Raw genomic sequence first — 19272 nt, 5'->3', positions numbered from 1 at the left:
AAAACAAGGAAGCTTTACCGCAGGCTTTTGCTTTTAAATCACACTGCACTGTAGATCATCCGGCAACAAAACGATGGTTAGAGATTTATGCAAAAGAAAAATGAAGAGAAGCAAGATAGTCTGAATAAAGTGGTTTTTTATTTTTCGGCGACGCTTATTCTGCTGTTTTCTATCATTACCATTTTATTTAATGAACAAGCCAATCAAGTCATTATCAATATCTTAAACTGGGTCAGTCGTACCTTTAGCTGGTATTATCTGCTGGCGGCAACGCTGTATCTGGTTTTTATCGTCTTTATCGCCTGTTCCCGTTATGGCGAGATTAAACTCGGCCCTAAACATTCCAAACCAGAATTTAGCCTGCTGAGTTGGTCGGCGATGCTATTTTCTGCCGGGATCGGGATTGACCTGATGTTTTTCTCGGTGGCGGAACCGCTTTCCCACTATATGAATCCACCTGTGGGCGAAGGTGAAACTTTTGAAGCTGCGCGCCAGTCCATGGTGTGGACCCTGTTTCACTACGGTTTAACTGGCTGGAGTATGTATGCGCTGATTGGGGTCGCGCTAGGTTATTTCAGCTATCGCTACAATTTACCGCTCACCATTCGATCAGCACTCTATCCTATTTTTGGAAAAAGAATTAATGGTCCAATTGGCCATACTGTGGATACGGCTGCAGTACTCGGCACAATTTTCGGGATTGCCACGACATGCGGGATTGGCGTTGTGCAATTAAATTATGGCCTGCATGTGCTGTTTGATTTACCGGAAAATATCTGGATTCAAACCGCACTCATCGCCGTTGCTGTGATTATTACTATTATTTCAGTCACTGCCGGTGTCAATAAAGGCATCCGGATCCTGTCTGAGATTAATATCTATGTGTCAATTGGGCTGCTGCTATTCATTCTGTTTGTAGGAAATACCGAGTTTTTATTAGCCGCCTTGATTCAAAATTTTGGTGACTATATCAGCCAGTTCCCGAAACTTTCTTTAACCAGTTTTCCTTTTGAACAACCGAAAGAGTGGATGAATAGCTGGACCCTGTTCTTCTGGGCATGGTGGATCGCCTGGTCACCTTTTGTTGGTCTGTTCCTGGCCCGTATTTCCCGTGGTCGTACCATTCGCGAATTTGTCACCGGGACTTTGGTTATTCCTCTGTTATTTACCCTGACCTGGTTGTCTATTTTCGGTAACAGTGCTTTATACAGCGTGATTTTTGATGGTAATACTCAACTTGCTACGACAGTTTTAGAAAATCCGGCACATGGTTTTTATGATCTGCTGGCGCAGTATCCAGGCTTTATGTTTACTGCAGGTGTCGCCACCATTACCGGCTTACTGTTCTATGTGACCTCAGCGGACTCGGGGGCATTGGTATTGGGAAATTTCACGACCAAATTCACTAATATTGAACATGATTCACCGCGCTGGCTGAGTGTGTTCTGGGCCATTGCCATCGGTTTGCTGACTTTGGCAATGCTCATGGCGAATGGCGTAACAGCATTACAGAACACCACGATTATTATGGGCCTGCCTTTTAGTTTCGTGATTTTCTTTGTGATGGCCGGACTGTATAAGTCCTTGCGTCTGGAGGATTTTCGGCAGGCCAGTACCAGTCTGAATGCTGCGCCTGTGGTCGGTAATGTGGATATCCTGAACTGGAAGAAGCGTCTGAGCCGGGTCATGCTGCATCCAAGCCTGTCCCAGACCCGGACCATGCTGGATAATGTTTGCAAACCAGCCATTGAGGCCGTTGCAACCGAGTTAATTGACAAAGGCATTCAAGTAAATATTCAGGAAAAATCGCTTGAGGAAGAACCTGAACTGTATCACCTGGATCTGACCATTCAGCTCGATGAAGAAGAAAACTTTGTCTATGAAATATGGCCGGTACGCTATGACACGCCAAATTTCAGTTCACGTGGTAAACGAACCAAACGTTATTACTATCGTCTGGAAAGTTATCTGTTTGAAGGCTCTCAGGGCAACGATCTGGTCGGTTATAGTAAGGAACAGGTGATCAATGACATCCTGGATAAATATGAACGCCATATGATGTATCTGCATATTAACCGGATCAGCCCAGGTAAACGTCCGCTGTTCCCGGACCGTGAAATCTAGGATATCTCAACTACGGAAGGACTGAATGATGTCAGAAAGTTTGAATGCATTTGCCCTGTTTTTCTCCCTGCTCAACCCTTTTCTGATGAGTATTTATATGCTCGGAATTATCCGTAATTCCGACGCAAAAGTATTCAACATGGCATTGATTCAGGGCAGTCTGATCAGCTTTATTGTGTTCATCATTTTTGCAAAAACCGGTGAAGCCTTCTTTAATGAAGTCTTGCATGTACGGTTTGAGTCCTTCCAGATTTTTGGCGGTATTATTTTTCTGGTGATTGGCTATCGTTATGTCTTTGAAGGTGCTGATACGATTGGTGTGATGCGTGGAGCGCCCAGTCATCTGGCGGGTACGATTGCCATGCCGTTTATGATCGGTCCCGGCACCATTTCGGCTTCCGTGATTACCGGGATTCAGCTCAGTTTAATGCAAACCATTCTGGTGATTTTCTTTACCCTGTTTCTGACCTGTAGCTTGCTGATCCTGATGAAATATCTGCATGATCATTTACAGCATAAATATTCCAACTACATTGACCTGTATGTCGATATCGTCGGTCGTGTTGCAGCGCTTTTAATCGGTACTATTGCCATTGATATGATTGTGACAGGCGTTACCGGAATTTTAGAAACCTGATAAATCCTTTCTATCAATAAATAAAAAGAGCGGTGTTTACCGCTCTTTTTATTTTTAAATAATTAAAATTTAAATGACACGCCGGCATAAGTAGAAAAACCTTCACCTGGTGAAGATCGCGCTACATCAGCACCTTTATCATTCAGACCAGGAATCACGACCGCAGCATATTTCTCATCGGTGATATTTTTAAAGTTGATCCAGGTTTTCCATGATTGATGTTCTGGTGCATAACCCACGTCAATGCCCCAGATCTGATAGTCATCACTGAATCGGCTATTGGCATAATCATGTGCCATCTTCGATGCATATTCGGTATTCAAACCAATATAGAGGCCATTATTCAAGGCATAACTTAGTTGAGCCTGATACAGATGTTTAGGGATTCCTGGCAACTGGTTCTTGCCAAACAATGGATCATTTTTGTACTGGAAATCGCTAAGGGTATAAGCCTGTTGCAGACGCAGTTCGCCATATTGGGATTCATGCAATGGCGTATCTAGACTTAGCTCCACCCCTTGATGAATCGTTGGCGTGGCATTCGATTCAACAGCAATTGGCTCTGAAGGTCGATTCGATCCATCTTCATAGGTTTTAATCATTTCAGAGGTTAACAGTTCATTTTTCACTTTGGAATAATAATAACTCAGTGCCCAATCTCCAAAGCCTGATTGTCCACGTCCACCCAGTTCAAAGCTATTGGCGGTTTGCGTGTCCAAATAGATTGGCGCGCGCACCCGGCCAGAAGCGACACCACTGTCAAAATAATACGGTGAAGACCAAGCCATCGCCCAAGGATGTGCTGGCTCAATGCTGCGGCTTAAATTGGCAAACCATTGCACAGACTCATTCGGCTGATAGGTCAAACCAAGTCGTGGTGCAAAATTCCATTCATAACGGCTGACTTCAGGACTCGCCACAGGATAAGTTACTTCACTTTCCCGATGGGTATATACCGCTGCCAGTCCCAAATCTAATTTGAACTGATCATTTAATGCGGTTTCCTGATCAAATTGCAGGACATTGTCCGAACCGCGATAGGTATAACGGCGGGTGACTGTATCTGCCGGATATGATGGAGTGTCAAATCTTAAAGTTTCAGTTACGCCACTGTCCGGACGATGAGTCGTGCTGCGCAAGGCAATACGCCCCTGATGCTCCAGACCTAGAAACTGGTAAGGTTTTTCATACTGGAAGCGCGCTGTAATATCTTCATAATCGACATTGGTACGATAACTGCTTTCACGTAAATCCAGCGGATAATGATGATAAGCCAGACTGCCAGTCAGTTTTGCATCATCCTGTAAATTCCAGGTCGTGGTATTGGCCAGCCAAGTACTGCCCGGCTGAATCCGTTTGGCATCTACCGCTAAATTAAAGCTATTCGCTGCTTCAGGATCATTTTTGAGCTGTTCTTGTGTAATCCGTCCTGGAGTTAAATGCTTGCTCTCACGGTAACGAGCATAAAAACGGGTTTCGATATCCGGACTGATCTGATAGCCCAAATTAAAAGCCAGACCCTTACCATCGCCTTCAGCATGATCCTGAATCCCATCAAACTGGGTACCCGTTAGCGCCAGATAATAATCCATCTGATCCAGCTTTCGGCCGGTACTGAACTGATATTTCTGATAACCATGGCTACCCATTTCATATTTGAGTTCAGAGCCATCCTGATCTGCGCCAGTCTTGGTTCTATAGTTGATTGTTCCACCTAAGGCCAGTCCACCCTGTTTAAAACCATTGGCTCCGCGATAAACCCCGACATGATCAATCCACCAGGGTTCTAGCAGTTCATACGCTGTACCCCCCGGCCCGGTAAATGGAATATCGTCAATCAGGACGTGCGTACCGGATGCGTGTGCACCTGAAGTCCGGTTGATTCCTGAGCCACGGATCGATATTTTTGCACCTTCATTCCCTGCAGACTGGGCATAAATTCCTGGCTGTAAACGGAACACATCGGCTGTGGTTGCAAGTCGCTGCTGTTCTAATTGCTGCTCACCAATGAAATTCGTTCCTCCTGAAACCTGAGCCAGCTCTTTCTGATATTGCTGCTGCGGATTGGCATTTTGCTCAGCGCTGATCACAATAGTATTCAGCTGTTGAACATTGTCCGGTTCTACGGCAGTTTCAGCATAAAGATGACCTGAGACAATCGACAGAATCATGAGGCTCAGCGGGCTTTTCTTGAGAGGAATTTTTGTCATGTGCATGGCGATTTTATACAGTCCTGTATAAGTGATTCCGTTTTATGAGAGGAAATCAGTTTAAAAATTATGCTGTAGCATAGATCAACATTGTTATTTTCAGGAGTTATTTTCTGCCAAAAAATTGACTGATCAGCGTATATTTTTTCATTTTATTTAATATTTTTATTAAAAATCAACTTGCAAGATCAGAACCACATCCTCACAAGTTCCAAGAACTTAATTTTTAAGTAATTGATATTTAATAATATGATATTTAATTCTGCACAGATGTATTTCCACTTGGCAAAATATGATAATTAGAAAAATTTATAATCGACTAAACTAGTTCTTTAATTTAGAAAGTTGAACGAAGTTGTATATTTTCTGACTCGAAGTAGACGAGATTAACCTCATCATCTTATAGAAAAATTGAAATCCTTGAGAGAAAAACAATCAATTTCTTAAAAATCCTGACGATGCAGGATTTTTAAAGATAACAGGCTTGAATGTTCAACTATTTACAGATTAGCTGTAATAGACCTGTCTTTTTTTGGAAAACCGATCCAGTTGTTTCAAGAAGCCTTCAAAATAATCTTTCTGTTTTTCTTCTGTACGATAGCCTGCGTATAAAGTTCGACGTAAGCCTTCAGGCGCCACACAGTCTAAACGGCGTGATGTCACCCAGCCTTTCTGCTCATATTCATTTACCACCCAATCAGGTAATGCACCAATCCCGCGACCACTTGCCACCAACTGAATCAGCATTTGAGTCAAGTCGGTGGTACGAATGGCTTTTGGTAGAATATTAGCGGGAATAAACAAACGCGACATAATGTCCAAACGGTGTTTATCCACCGGATAAGTCACCAGCGTTTCTTCAGCAAGTTCCTGAACAGTAATCTCTTTCGCACGTACCAGTGGATGGGTATTGGATAAAACCAAGCGTGATTCGTATTCAAAAATCGGAAAATATTCAATGCCTTTGAGTGCAATCGGATCAGCCGTAATCAGCAGATCAAACTCTCCGGTTTGTAATAATTCATGCGGATTCGATTCAAAACCTGAAGCAAAGTCTAAGTCTACATCCGGATATTGCATCCGGTATTGATTAAGTAGCGGCATCAACCAGTCAAAACAGCTATGACATTCAGAGGAGAAAACAATTCGTCCGGTCTGACCATGCACAATACGGCTGATATCACTCTGTGCAATTTGAACTTGCGGTAATATTTCATCTGCCAGTTTTAGCAACCGCTCTCCAACATTTGAAAAGCTCACAGGGCGACTACGCCGATTGACCACTTCAATGCCGAACCATTGGTCGAGTTCACGTAGCTGATGTGACAAGGCCGATGGGGTTAAACATAAATCACTTGCTGCTGCAACCAGGGAACCATGCTCCCGCAGAGCAGTTAAAGTTCTTAAATGGCGAAGTTCTATCATGAAAAATACCGGAAATTTAAAAGACGGATGACACTTAATCTGTCTTAAGCATAACCCATTTTTCTTATTTTATTTAGTTTTTCTCATTTCAAAACCAGAATAATGAGATATATTCAACTATTAGGTTTATAGGTTTAAATTACTATTCCCTTAATTTCATTAATTTAATTTTCTTGGTTAACTTAACCATCATTAAAATAACCCATAAAATATTGATTAAACTTACAGCAGCAACAAGATAGAAAACTAACTCAGGCATAAAAGTCACAGAATAATTTTGCTGCACTCATACAATAAAAATTAGAAAGTATTTTAGAGGATGAAAGACTATGTCGAATCCAATCGATCGAAATGATGAAGAACTCACTGAAGAACAACTTGATCCGCAAGAAAAACAGGATCGCGAGATCCAGCGCGGTCAATTAGGTATCCAGGATCCACAGCGTCAGCGGGATCAATTGCGTCAGGAAAGACAGGACGAAGAACAGAATCAATAAATTATTTTCGAGCATTCATAAAGCAAAAACTCCCCATTTTTAAAAATAGATGGGGAGTTTTTTTGTTTTTCAGGATTAAAAAGTTATGGACTATTTTTTCGCATCAAAACAGCTTATCTATCCGATCTAAACTGAACAGCTCACCTTCTTGGATAAGCGCTGTTTTACTATTTCGCTTCTGTAGAGGCTTTTGCTTGTAGTGGCTGCGCCTGTATTTCTGCCGTTTTTTTCTTGGCCTGAATTTGTGCCGCTATTTCCTGATTTTTCTCAGCAAAACGCAAGCCACCATCTCCGGCGAGACTTGTTTGGCTCATCACCATGCTGCTGCCCAAGATTAAAATCAGCTTAAAAAATTGAATTTTCATGTCTCTTCTGCCTTTTTATTCTAATGGTATTAAAAATAAGCAATTATTATTCCAATGTTTTTATGCTTATTTAGATTTTAACTGCACTTGCTATTTTATAGGGATAATCTTCAAAAATACAAAGTCAATCATCGTAAAAATATAAAAATCTGCAATAAGAATAAATAGATATTTTGACTGCATCTCAGCTTAAATCAGATCCGATTTTTTAATCCAGTCAAAAAAATCGTTCAATAGCCTATTTGAATTATTTTCATTGGCTAAAATACAGTGCAAATACCCAGAGCAATAAAAAAAACAGAATCGCTGTGCAGGATTTCCAGAAAGTGACTGGATGCTTTTCAAGCATAGGACGTGAAACTGATTTTTTAAATTTAAGATCTGGATATTTCAGATCATATATAAAGGCCGAAAGCGCCTCATAGCGCTGCTCCGGGCGAATGGAAAGCGCTTTTTTAAAGATTGCGTCCAAGCCATGTGGCAGATCCGGTCGATACTCATAGAGAGGATGATATCGAACCTGCTTTAAGGCATTTTCGGTCTTGCAGCGCGCGAGGTCTGTCCCATAAGGTAATTGTCGGGTCAATAAATAATAACTCATCACCGCCAGCGAGAACTGATCTGATTTTACTGAGGGTGAACGTCCAATAAAATATTCAGGTGCCATAAAGGCCAGAGTTCCTAAAGGAACGTCTGCATGTTTGGGATTCAGTTCAACCAGACCTCTGACTGCCGTCGATCCATAATCAATCAGTTTCACTTTCAAGGCATCAGCTGGTTCGAGTAGCATGACATTTTCTGGTCGTACATCCTGGTGCAGCATTTCAAGACGGTGCATGGCATTCAGCGCTTTGGCTACCTGCTCAATGATCGGGAGCAACTGCTGTAAACTTAAAGCTGTTTTTTGACGATGCAGCCAGCGACTTAGGCTTTCCCCTTGCAAGTATTCATAACTTTGAAATAAAAATTTCTTGCTGCCCTTATGTGGATAGCCTTGCATTAGATTTTCATGTTTTAAGCGTTTTGATACCCAGTCTTCTAGCTGGAATTGTTCTACGGCTTTCAGGTCATCCTGCACATCGACAGACAAGGTTTTAATGACCAGCTGATTTTGTGTTGCTTCATCATGCGCCAAATAGAGGCTGCTGCGATGATTTTGGTGCAGAATCTTATCCACTCGATATCCTTCAAACAGGTCGCCATGACTCAGCTGCTGCGGGAATAAAACATGGCTCTTGATATGAAAGGATTCCTCATCAGGCAACTGTTCCACTTTAATGATTTGAATGGTGAGATTGTCATCACTACCCCGCTTTATAGCCAGCTCGACTATAGACTTGGCAATGATATCCAGGTGTTGTTGCTGTTGCAGCATCTCCGATATGAGCTGCATATCAATAAACTCATAGACTCCATCTGTCATCAAGATAAAGAAATCATCTTCACATAATTCAAGCTGCTGATAATCGACGTCGATACGATGGTCGGCACCCAGTGCACGACTTAAATAATGTTCTGTTGATGACAGGCAAACGCGGTGATCAGCCGTCAACTGTTCAATGGCTTGTGCCTGAATTCGATAAATCCGACTGTCGCCAGCATGAAAGATATGTGCCCTATTTTGTTTTAAAATCAGTGCACTAAAGGTGCAGACATAACCTTGGTCTTTATCAAAACGCCCGCGGCTTTGCTGGGTTTGTGCATAGAGCCAGGAATTGGTCGCACGAATGACCCGTGCCGCTGAAGTTTGGGTGCTCCATGCATCTGAAGTCGAATAATAATCCGATAGAAAACTGCTGACTGCAGTTTCTGCTGCAATATGACTGACATTGCTGCTACTGATCCCGTCTGCAATTGCACAGGCAATGCCCTTACTGCTAAGCGCATGGCCTTCCGGAATATAGACCCCATGAAAGTCCTGATTCTGTGCTTTGATTCCAGCGGAAGAATATTGCCCAATGCTGATCTTTAATTTTTTATTCATTTTAAATACTCAAAAAGGGATCGAATTGATCCCTTTAATCTCAAGGCATAAATCATCATGCTCAGATTAGAATTCTTTTTTATCGCCAGTACGTACATGCGTGGTATAGAGCGCCAGACCTGTCAGTGCCAGACCACCCACCAGATTCCCCAGTGCCACCGGTAATTCATTCCACAAGAAATAGTCTGTAATCGAGAAATCACCGCCCATCATCATGGCAAATGGGAACAGGAACATATTCACCACTGAATGTTCAAAGCCCATGGCGAAAAACAGCATGATTGGCATCCACATCGCGATGAATTTGCCACTGACCGTGGTCGACATCATGGCACCAATTACCCCGAGTGATACCATCCAGTTACACAGCATGCCGCGGATAAAAATTGTCATCCAGCCAGCAAAGCCATATTCGGCATAGCCCAAAGTCCGGTCTTCCCCAATATGGGCAATTTTCACCCCGACTGCATTCGGTTCAGCGGCGAAACCCATGGTATAGACTGCGGCCATCAACACTGCCACGGTTAAACATCCGGCAAAGTTACCTAAAAAAACCAGCCCCCAGTTTTTTAAAATACGTGCCCACGTCACCCCAGGACGTTTGTCTAACCAGGCTAATGGAGTCAATACAAATACCCCGGTCAGCAGGTCATAGCCTAATAGATACAACATGCAGAAACCGACTGGAAATAGCAGCGCACCGATCAGTGGCACCCCTGTTTGTACCGCAATCGTGACAGCAAATACTGCTGCCAGCGCCAGAATTGCGCCTGCCATAAACGCACGAATTAAAACATCACGCGTGGCCATATGAAGTTTTGCCTCACCAGCATCGACCACTTTTTTTGCAAACTCTGCAGGAGCAAGATAAGCCATATTTTTATCCCCTTTATATAAATTACTTGCCTGTTTGCAAATAAAAAACGCCTAAGGTCTATTTCAACCCTAGGCGTCTTTGCCTTGCATTATTCAAACAGATCAATTGTGTCATGGCGCCGTTGCCATATTTAATATAGATAAAAGCAAATAGCATGCCATTTATTTTAAATGTCTAATGAAAATCATATAAATTATTTTAAAATTTAATCCTAATAATTATATTGGCACAATCTCTGCATTATCTATAGCGGTCATTTTTTAAATATAGCTATTGGAGAAGATTATGATTAGCCATCGTCAACAAGTGACAGACATGATTATTTCAGCGAAAGTTTTAAAGTCTATCAAATGGGCAGATGTCGCTGAAACAGTAGGCCTTTCTAAAGAATGGGTGACAGCCGCATGTTTGGGTCAGATGGCTTTTAATAAAGAACAGGCAGAAAAAATTGGTGAAATATTTGGATTGACTGATGAAGCCATCGCCTGGTTGCAAATCGTACCCTATAAAGGTTCTCTGCCAACCAGTGTGCCGACAGATCCGCTGATTTATCGCTGGTATGAGGTTGTCAGCGTCTATGGTATGACTATTAAAGAACTGATCCATGAAGAATTTGGTGATGGAATTATGAGTGCAATTGATTTCAATATGGATATTCAACGTGAGAATAATCCAAACGGAGATCGGGTGAATGTCGTATTATCCGGAAAGTTTTTACCTTATAAAACTTATTAATCCTCCACCATAAGCATAAAAGCCATTATTAAAATGGCTTTTATTTTATCTACACTTATTAAATTCATTTATTTTTTTAAAAATCATTATTAAAATATATATAATTTTTTCATCTCAAATTAAACATATAAACTATAAATGATTTTAATTTTATTCGATAAATTCAACCATTCTGTACTTTTTAAATAATATTTTCCTATCCTGAATATATAGCTCATCATTTTATTATTGCGTTAGCAAAAACAACAAAAAGGATATTGCTATCCTTTTTGTCAATTCATTTTATATCAGGGCGTGTTGTGTTATTGCTGTACTTCCGCCAGATGACGTTCAGTCACGGCCTGTTCATATAAACGCTGTTCTTTTTCTTTATGCTCGACAGAGAAACGGATCATCAACACACAACTTGCAGCAATCACCACCAAGCCACCCAGTACCATCAAAGTGGTTTGAATATCCAGCATCCCTTTTAACAGGAACCCCGCAGCCACCGCGCCGACATTGCCACCTGCTCCAATAATACCAGCCACACCACCCAAGGCATCACGGTCGATAAAGGGTACCAGTGCATAGGTAGCGCCACATGCCATATGAGTAAACAAGGCAAAGATGGTCATTGCCATGATCGCCAAGGTCGCGCTATTCATTTGTGAGAATAGAATAAGAAATAGACCTTCCAGCATGATCAAAGCAAACAGGACTTTGGTTCGGCCATCCAGACCTTTTCGAATCGCGACTTTGTCTGAAACAATACCGCCCAAGGCACGGGCAAACAATGCCAGTAAACCAAAAATTCCGGCAGCCATGCCTGCCTCTTTTAAGCCAAACTGAAAGTTGTCGACAAAGTACAAGGCAATAATATTATGGATGAAAATTTCAATACCAAAACAGGCTGCGTAAGCCCCAAATAGAATCCACACACGGTAGTTACGTGCGGCATGCATCAGAATGGCAAGACCACCTTTTTTATCGCTACCGACAGAAATACCTTGAGCACGGAGTTCTTTAAAATTACCTTGTGGACAGTCTTGGGTGAATTTCCAGTACAGTACACCGACAATGATCATCAGAATACCCGGAACCAGAAGTGCAATTCTCCATCCCATTGCCTGTTCTACACCGAACATGACCAAAGCAGCCAGCATTAAAGGCATCAGGGCTTGAGTCGCACCGCCACCGGCATTCCCCCAGCCTGCTGTAGTCGCATTTGCCGTTCCCACGACATTCGGCGCAAACATGATACTGGTATGATATTGAGTGATGACAAAACTGGCACCGATGGCGCCAATCAATAAACGGAAAAACAAGAAAGATTCATAACTGTTGGCCGACGCCACACCAAACACCGGAATACTGCCAATAATCAATAAAGCGGTATAGGTTTTACGCGGACCATATTTATCACACAATGGCCCCACGATCAGACGCACCAGAATTGTAATGGCGACTGCGGCAATATTGATATTGGCGATCTGCTCTTTGGTCAGGCTGAATTCACCGGCAATCACTGGCATTAACGGTGCACAGGCAAACCACGCAAAGAAACAGACAAAAAAAGCGAGCCAACTCATATGGAAGGCCCGCATCGCTGAACTACTGAAGTTAAATAGACTTATTTTTGTTGCTTTATTGAGACTTGTATTTGAAGACATAGCCATTTCCTTACCAGAACTGAACGTATTTAAGTCACTGTGATGCACAAGGCATATCAGTAACGATCAGAACGGACGTCATTGGCCGTCATACAAATGTAGAGTCTTCTTTGACTTTAATTAGATATATGCATAGGTCATGCCAGATTATTTTTAACATAAAATAAACTATTCTTTTATATAAAATAATTTTTATTTCACTTTCAAATTTAGACTTTTCTTTCTTAAAAATAGAGAGAAAAATAGATATCTTCTGAGAAATTATGAGCAAAACAGCGATAGGATGACCTGCCCGGAGTCATTGCTGGTTTAAATCGGTGCAGGGCTGAATCAAATAATTTTTCCCTTTTCAAAATGCAGCAGTTGTGCCTGTAAATACGCCACTTCATCTACATGATGAGTCACATAAATCATGGGTAAATCTGTTTGATGAATCACAATTTTCAGAAAAGGTAAAATCTGGTTTTTCAGCTTTTGATCCAGTCCATTTAAAGGCTCATCCAAAAGTAATAGGTCGGGAGAAGATAAAAGTGCACGACCGATAGAAACGCGCTGTGCCTGTCCACCAGAAAGCTGATGCGCCCGATGCCGAAGTAGTGGCTTTAATTCGAGTAACTCCACAATGTCTTCAAACGTAAATTTCTGCTGACCTTTATTTTTTATATTTAGCTGTTCTGCATATTTCAAATTCTGCATGACATTCAGATGCGGAAACAGTAGGGCTTGCTGAAAAATCAGGGCAATTTTTCTTTGATGAACAGGAATATTCAGTTTCTGCTGATGATCAAATAATATTTTTTGCTGAAAATGAATAAAGCCTTGTGATGGTTTTAATAGCCCTGCAATATTTTTTAAAAAGGTGCTTTTCCCACTTCCTGAGGCTCCCACAATACCAATCAATTGTGTCTGCATATCCAGACTGGCCTGTAGCTGGAAATTTGCGTAATTAAACTGAAAATCACACTTCAGCATCTTAACCCTCCAATTTACGTTGATACTTTTGCATGATCCAGTAATTTGCAATCAAGGCTGAAAAAGCCAGAATCAGAGATAAAATGACCAAACGCATAGCCATACTTTCTCCATCAGGCTGTTGTAACAGGCTATAAATGGCGATGGGAATCGTGCGGGTTTCTTCTGGAATATTGCCAACAAAGGTAATGGTGGCACCAAATTCTGCCAGACTGCGGCTGAAACATAAAATGCTACCGATTAAAATTCCAGGCAAAGCCAGAGGTAGGCTAATGCTACAGAATACCCGCCATGGTGCAGCGCCTAGAGATCCTGCCACCTGTTCTAATTGCCGGTTGATCATTTGAAAAGACAAACGAATCGGTTGTACCATTAAAGGAAATGCCACAATGATTGCTGCCAGTACCGCACCTTTCCAGTTAAATATCAGCTGAATTCCCCATGCATGCAGATATTGCCCTAACATCCCCTGATGACCAAACAGCAGGAGCAGAAGATACCCCAGTACCACCGGCGGTAGCACCATGGGCATCTGCAATATCGCCTCTACAAGAAATTTGGCCCTGAATTCATAACGCGCCAGTAACCATGCTACGGCGATAGCAAATGGCAGACACACCGCTGTGGCAAAGCCCGCTACTTTGGCTGAAAGCGCTAAGGCACTCAGTTCTTCTGGTGTAAGCATGAGCAGTTAGCCTACCTTAAGCTTAAAACCATATTTCTGGAAAATCTGCCTGGCCCTTGGACTCGTCTGGATAAATTCAGAAAATTGGACTGCTGCCTGATTTTTCTGGCCCTGCCGGGTTAAAGCGATTGGATACACAATCGGACGATGTGTACTGGCTGGAAATACTCCTGAAATTTTAACTTTTTTACTCATCAAGGCATCAGTTCTATACACAATGCCGACCTGACATTCGCCACGTTCTACAAAAGCCAAGGTTGAACGAACGCTATCCGTACCGACTATTCTGCCCCGAAGCGGATTCAACCACCCTAGCCGGGTTAAGCTTTGCTTGGCATATTTTCCGGCAGGCACCGATTCCATTTGTCCGGTACATAGATAGCCTTGAAAGGCTTTAGCAAGATTAAAGTCGGCTGACATTTTAAAATGATTTTTTTGCTGAATAGGACTAATCAATACGAGTTCATTCAAAAGCAAAGGTCGAATCTGACCGATCTGAATTTTTTGTTTCTTGATCAGATCATTCATCCAGTCCAGGTCTGCAGAGAAAAATAGATCACTGCTGGCTCCCGCCGCAATTTGTTTCGCCAATACCGAAGACGCAGCAAAAACCGGAACGATCTGGATGTCCCGATGCTGTTGCTCATATAGTCTGGAAATATCAGTAATCGCATTGGTCAGGCTGGCTGCGGCATATATTTTAACTGTTTCGGCATACAGCATGGGGCTAGTCAACAGCACGCCAGTGAGTAGAACTTTGAATAAATCCATCTTTCTCATTCTATGTGATTCGAATATTGAGAATTGCGACAGGCATTTCAAATCAGTAAACCTTGTACCACATGCCCGGCTTGGATTTCTGTTGCTGCCGGAATACGTACCAGACAATTGGCCTGCATCAGATTACTCAACATATGCGACTGCTGTTTCGCCAGGCTTTTGAGCTTTAAAGTACCCTGATCAAATTCTGCAGCCATTCTTAAAAAACGTTCACGTGCATCCGCTTTCAAATCATGTGTCATTACCGCACTAAGCCATGCAGGTGACTGCTTTTGCCCTTGTAAGGCATTCAGTAAAGTTGCCGTATAGATTTGCATCCCGACATACACAGCAGCCGGATTTCCCGGCAAACCCAAGAGATAACAGTAACCTTGATCATCTCGACGATACTTGGCAAATAACATCGGTTTTCCGGGCTTCTGCTTCACTTTCCAGAAAATCTGCTCAAAACCCTGCTCCAGGGCAACAGGACGAATGAAATCATAATCACCCACCGAAACCCCGCCTGTGGTCAATATGAAGTCGTATTGGTTTTTAAGACGATGTATTAACGTTTGCAGCTCATACTCATTATCTGAAACATGCAGAATATCTACGTTTTGACCCTGTGATTGAAACCAGGCCTGAATCAGTGGAGCATTGGCGTCAAAGATTTTTCCGGAATTCAGGTCTTCAATGCTGGAAGCGACTTCATCTCCAGTAATCACAACAGCAATTTTAGGATAACGATAGACTGAAACCTGCTTTACGCCTGCCATGCTCAAAGCTGCAATTGCACCTACATGCAGTTTTTGACCTGCATCTACCAGACGCTGCCCTTGTGCGATTTCCTCGCCTGCATCACGTATATCCGTATGAGGCTTTAGGTCTGTTGTAATAATGATTTGATTGGCATGGCATTTGACAATTTCCTGACGGGCGACCGTTGTAGTTCCTGCTGGAATCCTGGCACCGGTAAAAATCCGGACCGCCTGACCTGGCCGCAGTTCAATTTCAGTACTTTGCCCTGCCCGAATCTCTCCAATGAGTTCAAAAGTGCTGTGAGCACTAACATTTTCTGGACTGCAAAGCGCATAGCCATCTACAGCACTTTGTGAAAACAGCGGCAATGGTATGGCCGAATCAATCGCCTCTGCCAGATAGCGATTCAGAGCCCGAGCAAGCGGCAGGCTTTCAGCTACCAAGATATGCGTCTGCTCAAGTATCATCTGTAGTGCCTGATCAACAGAAATCAGTCCCGGCTCAGCACCGCAGGCTGAATGCGATATTGCCTGATTCATTGATAGCCTCCCGAATGTGGAATATTTTTTTGCACATCAAATAAGTGCACCAACGCTGGAAGCACCGCGATCAGGGATTCTTTCGCACCCTGCCGACTTCCCGGCAGGGTCATCACCAGACTGTTCTCAATATAGCCAGCCACGCCACGACTTAATGCCGCATAAGGTGTACGTTTCTGCCCAAAACTACGTGAAGCTTCCATCAAGCCTGGAATTTCCCGTTGCAGCAAAGGTTGCAGAGTCTCAACTGTCAGGTCTTTAGGACCTAATCCAGTACCGCCCACAGTTAGAATCAGCGGATACTGATTTTTCTGCTGTTCAATCAGGGTCAATAGCTGTTCTGGGCTATCGGGAATGACCTGATAATTAATAGCGTCAAAATTAGCCTCTTGCAAAATTTCCAGTACGTTTTGTCCGGCAGTGTCCGGCTTTTTACCTGCTGCAACCGTATCGGACAGTACAATAACTGAAGCGGACAGACTCTCTTTAAGTACGCGGGTAAAATGTGATTTTCCGCCTTTTTTCTGCTGCAACCTGCATTGATCCAGCGACAAATCTTCCGGTTCACAATGCGGCTTCAGCATGTCATACAAGGTCAGACCTGCCAGACTGACCGCTGTCAAAGCTTCCATTTCCACACCAGTTGGTCCAATGGTTTCAACAGTAGCAATAATTTCGACATGTGCATCACACAGTTCATATTCCACATCGGCACGATAAATCGGTAATGGATGGCACAATGGAATCAGCTCATCGGTCCGTTTGGCACCTAGAATGCCGGCAATGCGTGCTGTTTTCAGGGCATCACCTTTTTCAGTATTGCCATTACGTAGCAGCTCAATGCAATGTGGCGGTGCATGCAGGATTCCAGTGGCAATTGCTGTACGGTAACTTTCTGCTTTCATCCCTACATTTTTCATGATTCATCCCAGGCTAATTTTTAAAATCTGTTTTAAAGTGATTCATCTTATGCATCCTCATTGGACGCATTTAATTAGATGGTGATTGGCAAGCGTGTTCTGCTACATGGTGATGGTGACAATGCGCTTCTTCTGCATGATGAGAGTGATTAGTTTCAGGTCCATGATCTTTTCGAATACAACAGCCTTCCACATACTGGCTGCTACCATCCAGATAAAACTCTTCTTTCCAGACCGGAACCTCATGCTTCACCCGTTCCACAGCTTCCTCACAGGCAGCGAAGGCCTCACGACGATGGGCCGCATAAGCCATAGCAATAATGGCTGTTTCCCCAACCTCCAGCTCACCAATACGGTGCACTACCCGCACATAAGACACCTGGTATTTGATCTGGATCTGCTGTTCAATTTCACGAATCATTTTTTCAGCCACAGGCGCATAGGCGGTATATTTCAGGGCACGCACAGCTTTCCCTTGATGATGGTTACGTACTGTTCCGACAAAGATGCCGATTCCACCACATTCCGGAAAATGCTGAATACCATCAAAATCCTCCAGACTAAAAGCAGTCTGCTGGATTCGGGCAAATTGTTTTAGTGACTTGAGTTGCATCTCAGCCTCCTGCTACCGGCGATAACAGCACCAGCGTACTGTCACGATTTAAAACATTCTGTCTGGAAATAATGTCTTCACCGATTGCACAGGCACAACGTTCCAGCATGGGCTGTATATCGGGATAGAGGGATAGCAATTCGTTCAGAACTTCAGAAACCTGAATTTCAGACTTGCATTGCAAACTCAAATCTGCAGGAATTTGTCGTTCAATCGCACCGAAGGCTTCTATTTTGATATGAATTAATTTTTGCTGAGTGAGTGACATATTTATCCTCCAATGCTGTGCATACTGATTTTTCGGATCGGCTTTTGTATGGGTGATTGCTGGATCGCATGGAAGCCGGCCTCTTTATGCCAGATATAAGCGTGGAGCTTGTGCTGAAATGTCTGTGTGGCGAAATGATCCAGCGCCAGTTGTTCGATATCTGCCTTAAGGTTCAGGCCTTGTCTGGCAAATAAACAGTTATAAAATTCACCTTGGGCATTGAGGCGCAGACGGTCACAATCACTGCAAAATGAATGGGTAATGGTGGAAATAATCCCCAAAGGCTGCCCATTGACCAAATAGCCACGGGCTGGATTGGCGCCTTGTCCTTGAGATACCTGGACATCAAATTCAGTTTTCAGTTGAGCCAGGATATCTTGCTCACTGATGACATCAGACGGATTCCATTTCTGATCGCCATCAAGGGGCATAAATTCAATAAAACGCAGTTCTACAGCCTGATGCTGTGCCCACTTCACCAAAGGAATAATCTGATCGTCATTGATGCCTTTGATCAGCACACTATTGATCTTGACGGTCAAACCAGCCTGCTGCGCGGCAGAAATACCTTGAAGTACAGGCTGCAACTGTTTTTGAGTCAGTTGCTGAAATTGCTTTGGATCAAGACTGTCCAGACTGATATTCAGATCATCCAGTCCTGCCTGTTTAAGCGCCTTGGCATAATCTTTTAAATAATGGCCATTACTGGTCATGGAAATACGTTTCAGGCCAAAGGCTTTCAATGTCTGTAAGCGGGCAATAAAATGAACGATGCCTTGACGCATCAACGGTTCGCCACCCGTCACCCGGATCTGCTCAATCCCGTGTCGCACCATAAACTCGCAAAAAGCATACAGGGCTTCAAAACTGAGCAAATCTTTTTTATTCATCCATTCCGGATGTTCAGGCATGCAATAGCTGCATTTGAAATTACAACGGTCAGTCACCGAGATCCGCAACTTACGTTTCTGGCGTCCAAACTGATCCTGAAAGATACTGCGAGGTGCTAAAGCTGTCATGCTGTTCATTGCTGCGGTCCATGATGAGATCTGCACGGTTATTTAACAGTCTTGATTTACTGCCCTATTTCTTCACAATGAATGAGCAATAAGTGTTCCAACTTTGCACAAATTTATGTTTAATGAATATTAATGGGTAATATTTGTTCTTTTTTAGTCCAAAAGTTCGCTCGAAAAATAAAAAAAGCAATATTTTGGTGAACCAGAATATGATAATTCGACTTTTAGC

18 protein-coding genes are annotated in these 19272 nt (G+C 42.9%); 4 read left to right on the top strand and 14 right to left on the bottom strand.

Annotated elements, in window-relative coordinates; translation table 11 throughout:
* The first annotated feature begins 87 nt into the window (after nucleotides 1–87).
* Complete coding sequence (locus ACNPNW_RS07600; RefSeq protein WP_253160009.1) at nucleotides 88–2124, top strand: choline transporter; 2037 nt, start codon at nucleotides 88–90, stop codon at nucleotides 2122–2124.
* A 28-nt stretch (nucleotides 2125–2152) separates the two neighbouring features.
* The gene (locus tag ACNPNW_RS07595) at nucleotides 2153–2761 is read left to right on the top strand and encodes a MarC family protein (protein ID WP_004646981.1); all 609 of its coding nucleotides are present in this window, start codon (nucleotides 2153–2155) and stop codon (nucleotides 2759–2761) included.
* Between the two features lie 62 nt (nucleotides 2762–2823).
* Here ACNPNW_RS07595 and ACNPNW_RS07590 read toward each other — a convergent pair whose 3' ends face one another.
* Together ACNPNW_RS07590 and ACNPNW_RS07585 are read right to left on the bottom strand one after the other, a co-directional pair.
* The gene (locus tag ACNPNW_RS07590; RefSeq protein WP_448766821.1) at nucleotides 2824–4977 is read right to left on the bottom strand and encodes a TonB-dependent receptor family protein; all 2154 of its coding nucleotides are present in this window, start codon (nucleotides 4975–4977) and stop codon (nucleotides 2824–2826) included.
* A gap of 501 nt (nucleotides 4978–5478) precedes the next feature.
* Nucleotides 5479–6396, bottom strand: a complete 918-nt coding sequence (locus ACNPNW_RS07585) for a LysR family transcriptional regulator (RefSeq protein WP_004646984.1) — start codon at nucleotides 6394–6396, stop codon at nucleotides 5479–5481.
* A gap of 329 nt (nucleotides 6397–6725) precedes the next feature.
* Between ACNPNW_RS07585 and ACNPNW_RS07580 the strand changes: the two genes are divergently transcribed.
* Nucleotides 6726–6893, top strand: coding sequence for a hypothetical protein (locus ACNPNW_RS07580; protein ID WP_448766820.1), 168 nt, complete (start codon nucleotides 6726–6728; stop codon nucleotides 6891–6893).
* Between the two features lie 167 nt (nucleotides 6894–7060).
* Here ACNPNW_RS07580 and ACNPNW_RS07575 read toward each other — a convergent pair whose 3' ends face one another.
* From ACNPNW_RS07575 to ACNPNW_RS07565, 3 genes are all read right to left on the bottom strand, one after another.
* On the bottom strand, nucleotides 7061–7258 hold the full coding sequence (locus ACNPNW_RS07575; RefSeq protein WP_448766819.1) for a hypothetical protein: 198 nt from the start codon (nucleotides 7256–7258) through the stop codon (nucleotides 7061–7063).
* 253 nt (nucleotides 7259–7511) lie between these two features.
* Nucleotides 7512–9242 (bottom strand): bifunctional protein-serine/threonine kinase/phosphatase, encoded by a 1731-nt coding sequence (locus ACNPNW_RS07570; RefSeq protein WP_448766818.1) that lies wholly within the window; start codon nucleotides 9240–9242, stop codon nucleotides 7512–7514.
* A 66-nt stretch (nucleotides 9243–9308) separates the two neighbouring features.
* Nucleotides 9309–10118, bottom strand: a complete 810-nt coding sequence (locus ACNPNW_RS07565) for a formate/nitrite transporter family protein (protein ID WP_004280337.1) — start codon at nucleotides 10116–10118, stop codon at nucleotides 9309–9311.
* A 286-nt stretch (nucleotides 10119–10404) separates the two neighbouring features.
* On the opposite strand from ACNPNW_RS07565, the gene cynS reads away from it, so the two are divergent.
* Nucleotides 10405–10854 (top strand): cyanase, encoded by a 450-nt coding sequence (gene cynS / locus ACNPNW_RS07560; RefSeq protein WP_448766817.1) that lies wholly within the window; start codon nucleotides 10405–10407, stop codon nucleotides 10852–10854.
* 302 nt (nucleotides 10855–11156) lie between these two features.
* Here cynS and ACNPNW_RS07555 read toward each other — a convergent pair whose 3' ends face one another.
* The 9 genes from ACNPNW_RS07555 to moaA all read right to left on the bottom strand — a co-directional run bounded on the left by ACNPNW_RS07555 (nucleotide 11157) and on the right by moaA (nucleotide 19052).
* Nucleotides 11157–12506 carry an MFS transporter gene (locus ACNPNW_RS07555; RefSeq protein ID WP_005106918.1) on the bottom strand — a complete coding sequence of 450 codons (1350 nt, stop codon included), beginning with the start codon at nucleotides 12504–12506 and terminating at the stop codon, nucleotides 11157–11159.
* Between the two features lie 330 nt (nucleotides 12507–12836).
* Complete coding sequence (locus ACNPNW_RS07550; protein ID WP_005096928.1) at nucleotides 12837–13478, bottom strand: ATP-binding cassette domain-containing protein; 642 nt, start codon at nucleotides 13476–13478, stop codon at nucleotides 12837–12839.
* 1 nt (nucleotide 13479) lies between these two features.
* A complete protein-coding gene (gene modB, locus ACNPNW_RS07545; protein WP_448766816.1) occupies nucleotides 13480–14163 on the bottom strand; it encodes a molybdate ABC transporter permease subunit in 684 nt (227 codons plus the stop codon).
* Nucleotides 14164–14169: 6 nt separating this feature from the next.
* Complete coding sequence (gene modA / locus ACNPNW_RS07540; protein ID WP_005251840.1) at nucleotides 14170–14934, bottom strand: molybdate ABC transporter substrate-binding protein; 765 nt, start codon at nucleotides 14932–14934, stop codon at nucleotides 14170–14172.
* Between the two features lie 47 nt (nucleotides 14935–14981).
* Nucleotides 14982–16223, bottom strand: a complete 1242-nt coding sequence (locus ACNPNW_RS07535; protein ID WP_448766815.1) for a molybdopterin molybdotransferase MoeA — start codon at nucleotides 16221–16223, stop codon at nucleotides 14982–14984.
* Nucleotides 16220–17143, bottom strand: coding sequence for a bifunctional molybdenum cofactor biosynthesis protein MoaC/MoaB (gene moaCB, locus ACNPNW_RS07530; RefSeq protein WP_180049385.1), 924 nt, complete (start codon nucleotides 17141–17143; stop codon nucleotides 16220–16222). Before moaCB ends, ACNPNW_RS07535 begins: the two co-directional genes overlap by 4 nt.
* A 70-nt stretch (nucleotides 17144–17213) precedes the next feature.
* Nucleotides 17214–17756, bottom strand: a complete 543-nt coding sequence (locus tag ACNPNW_RS07525) for a molybdenum cofactor biosynthesis protein MoaE (RefSeq protein WP_004646997.1) — start codon at nucleotides 17754–17756, stop codon at nucleotides 17214–17216.
* 1 nt (nucleotide 17757) lies between these two features.
* Nucleotides 17758–18024: a MoaD/ThiS family protein gene (locus tag ACNPNW_RS07520; protein WP_005246288.1), complete on the bottom strand. Its 267-nt coding sequence runs from the start codon at nucleotides 18022–18024 to the stop codon at nucleotides 17758–17760.
* 2 nt (nucleotides 18025–18026) lie between these two features.
* Nucleotides 18027–19052: a GTP 3',8-cyclase MoaA gene (gene moaA / locus ACNPNW_RS07515; RefSeq protein WP_423090289.1), complete on the bottom strand. Its 1026-nt coding sequence runs from the start codon at nucleotides 19050–19052 to the stop codon at nucleotides 18027–18029.
* Nucleotides 19053–19272: the final 220 nt, after the last annotated feature.

This window comes from Acinetobacter endophylla, from assembly GCF_053543775.1.
Note: the sequence above shows the minus strand (reverse complement) of the source record. Positions and strands in the feature narration are given on the sequence as shown.

Excerpts from the sequence above, each read along its gene's own strand:
- ACNPNW_RS07600 (WP_253160009.1), top strand. The coding sequence starts at position 88 with ATGCAAAAGAAAAATGAAGAGAAGCAAGATAGTCTGAATAAAGTGGTT.
- ACNPNW_RS07595 (WP_004646981.1), top strand. The coding sequence starts at position 2,153 with ATGTCAGAAAGTTTGAATGCATTTGCCCTGTTTTTCTCCCTGCTCAAC.
- ACNPNW_RS07590 (WP_448766821.1), bottom strand. The coding sequence starts at position 4,977 with ATGCACATGACAAAAATTCCTCTCAAGAAAAGCCCGCTGAGCCTCATG.
- ACNPNW_RS07585 (WP_004646984.1), bottom strand. The coding sequence starts at position 6,396 with ATGATAGAACTTCGCCATTTAAGAACTTTAACTGCTCTGCGGGAGCAT.
- ACNPNW_RS07580 (WP_448766820.1), top strand. The coding sequence starts at position 6,726 with ATGTCGAATCCAATCGATCGAAATGATGAAGAACTCACTGAAGAACAA.
- ACNPNW_RS07575 (WP_448766819.1), bottom strand. The coding sequence starts at position 7,258 with ATGAAAATTCAATTTTTTAAGCTGATTTTAATCTTGGGCAGCAGCATG.
- ACNPNW_RS07570 (WP_448766818.1), bottom strand. The coding sequence starts at position 9,242 with ATGAATAAAAAATTAAAGATCAGCATTGGGCAATATTCTTCCGCTGGA.
- ACNPNW_RS07565 (WP_004280337.1), bottom strand. The coding sequence starts at position 10,118 with ATGGCTTATCTTGCTCCTGCAGAGTTTGCAAAAAAAGTGGTCGATGCT.
- cynS (WP_448766817.1), top strand. The coding sequence starts at position 10,405 with ATGATTAGCCATCGTCAACAAGTGACAGACATGATTATTTCAGCGAAA.
- ACNPNW_RS07555 (WP_005106918.1), bottom strand. The coding sequence starts at position 12,506 with ATGTCTTCAAATACAAGTCTCAATAAAGCAACAAAAATAAGTCTATTT.
- ACNPNW_RS07550 (WP_005096928.1), bottom strand. The coding sequence starts at position 13,478 with ATGCTGAAGTGTGATTTTCAGTTTAATTACGCAAATTTCCAGCTACAG.
- modB (WP_448766816.1), bottom strand. The coding sequence starts at position 14,163 with ATGCTTACACCAGAAGAACTGAGTGCCTTAGCGCTTTCAGCCAAAGTA.
- modA (WP_005251840.1), bottom strand. The coding sequence starts at position 14,934 with ATGGATTTATTCAAAGTTCTACTCACTGGCGTGCTGTTGACTAGCCCC.
- ACNPNW_RS07535 (WP_448766815.1), bottom strand. The coding sequence starts at position 16,223 with ATGAATCAGGCAATATCGCATTCAGCCTGCGGTGCTGAGCCGGGACTG.
- moaCB (WP_180049385.1), bottom strand. The coding sequence starts at position 17,143 with ATGAAAAATGTAGGGATGAAAGCAGAAAGTTACCGTACAGCAATTGCC.
- ACNPNW_RS07525 (WP_004646997.1), bottom strand. The coding sequence starts at position 17,756 with ATGCAACTCAAGTCACTAAAACAATTTGCCCGAATCCAGCAGACTGCT.
- ACNPNW_RS07520 (WP_005246288.1), bottom strand. The coding sequence starts at position 18,024 with ATGTCACTCACTCAGCAAAAATTAATTCATATCAAAATAGAAGCCTTC.
- moaA (WP_423090289.1), bottom strand. The coding sequence starts at position 19,052 with ATGAACAGCATGACAGCTTTAGCACCTCGCAGTATCTTTCAGGATCAG.